Below are 2,071 nucleotides of genomic sequence, written 5' to 3' on the forward strand. Positions count from 1 at the left end.
GTGCTTGATCGATTGACGCATCTGGATGCTCCTAACTGCAAGAATATACAGTTTTAGTATATCCAGGCTGTTCGCATCTTATCCTTTGCGCAAGACGATCCACTTCTATTTGCTATCGATAATTAAAGTCACCGGTCCCCAATTCGTAAACGAAACATCCATCATTTCACCAAATGCGCCCGTTTCCACTTGCAAGCCCTGAGCGCGAAGCAGCTCATTGAACTTATCATACAGCGGCTCTGCAATCTCGGGTCTAGCTGCTGCCATGAAGTTGGGACGTTTCCCTTTACGGCAATCCCCATACAAAGTAAACTGGGAAACGGATAAAATCTGACCGCCTGTCTCCAGCACGGAAAGATTCATTTTACCGGTCTCATCTTCAAAAATGCGCAGTCCGGCTACTTTGTCCGCTATATATTTCGCATCCTGCTCGGTATCCTCGTGGGTAACGCCGACTAATAACATGAGGCCCTGCTCGATCTGGCCGACAGATGCTCCATTAACAGTTACTTCGGCACGTTTGCACCGCTGAACGACTACTCTCATAGCTTCTCTAAATCTCCTCACGTTTGTCCGCAGCCGCAAGCTTAGCTTTGCATAATGCGATGAACGGAATAAACGTCTTTCACACGTTTGATTTTCTCGACAACCGATTGTAAATGATCAATATTTTTAATCAAAATTGTCATGTGAATCGTTGCCATTTTATTTTTATCGGAACGGCCTGATACCGCCGATATCATTGTTTTGCTTTCGGAAACGGCCTGAAGCACCTCGTTTAAGAAACCTCGACGGTCATGCCCTGTAATTTCAATTTCCAGATTGAAATTAGATTCGACGGCTTCAGCCCAGTCGACCTCAATCACCCGTTCTTCTTCGCCCATGCTCGTTGGGATATTCGTACAATCCGAACGATGCACGGACACACCCCGCCCTCTGGTGATATAGCCAATGATCAAATCGCCAGGCACTGGATTACAACAACGGGCAAAGCGCACTAAGAGGTTGTCTACTCCTTTTACCCGCACGCCGTTAGTAGGTCGGCTTTTGCGCTCTGTCGCGGATTGCGACTTCACTTCTTTGACCTCCGTAGAAAGCTGAAGCACCTGTGCTTCTTCCGCTTCCTTACGCAGCTTCTCAGTTAGCTTCGTGCAAATTTGCGCAGCTGTTATACCCCCAAAGCCAACTGCCGACAGCATATCTTCAATATCGTTGAAATTGAATTTCTTCGCCGCTTCGATCATCTTATCATCGCTCATCAATGTCGGCGGATCTATAGCCAGACGCTTGAGCTCACGCTCAATCATGTCTTTCCCTTTTTCGACGTTCTCTTCGCGCTTCTCTTTCTTGAACCACTGCTTAATTTTACTGCGGGCATGGGATGATTGCGCGAGTTTGATCCAATCCTGACTAGGTCCGTAGGAGTGTTTGGATGTCAAGATTTCAATGATATCCCCGGTTTTCAACTTGTGATCCAATGGGACAATACGGGAATTGACTTTGGCGCCAATGGTCCGATTCCCGACCTCCGTATGAATGCGGTAAGCAAAATCCAAAGGCACAGAACCAGCCGGAAGCTCAATGACTTCCCCTTTTGGCGTAAATACAAATACAAGGTCGGAGAAGAAGTCCATCTTCATGGATTCCATAAATTCCGAAGCATCATTCGTTTCATGCTGAAGCTCCAAAATTTCACGGAACCAGCTCATCTTGTCTTCAAACGTGCCAGATGGAACTACGGAGCCGCCTTCTTTGTAAGCCCAGTGTGCAGCAATACCGAACTCGGACGTTCTATGCATTTCCCAAGTACGAATCTGAACCTCTAAGGGCTCTCCCTTGGGACCGATTACCGTTGTATGGAGAGATTGGTACATATTTGGCTTAGGCATAGCGATATAATCTTTGAAACGTCCAGGCATCGGTTTCCACAATGTATGAATAATGCCCAAAGAAGCGTAGCAATCTTTGATGCCATCGACAATTACGCGCAGCGCCATGAGATCATAAATCTCATTGAACTGTTTACCGCGGGAGCTCATTTTTTTATAAATACTGTAGAGATGTTTGGGCC

2 protein-coding genes are annotated in these 2,071 nt (G+C 46.6%); both read right to left on the reverse strand.

Translation table 11 applies throughout. From position 1 onward, the window contains the following. Positions 1-105: 105 nt before the first annotated feature. Positions 106-546 carry a D-aminoacyl-tRNA deacylase gene (gene dtd / locus AC1DUA_RS35105; RefSeq protein WP_477504139.1) on the reverse strand — a complete coding sequence of 147 codons (441 nt, stop codon included), beginning with the start codon at positions 544-546 and terminating at the stop codon, positions 106-108. 41 nt (positions 547-587) lie between these two features. Further along, positions 588-2,071: RelA/SpoT family protein (locus AC1DUA_RS35110; protein WP_477504140.1), on the reverse strand; the 1,484-nt coding region annotated here is incomplete at its 5' end.

This window comes from Paenibacillus sp. 01T422, from assembly GCF_056398785.1.

Bases quoted from the DNA above. Each gene is read 5' to 3' on its own strand.
- dtd (WP_477504139.1), bottom strand. From the start codon at position 546: ATGAGAGTAGTCGTTCAGCGGTGCAAACGTGCCGAAGTAACTGTTAAT.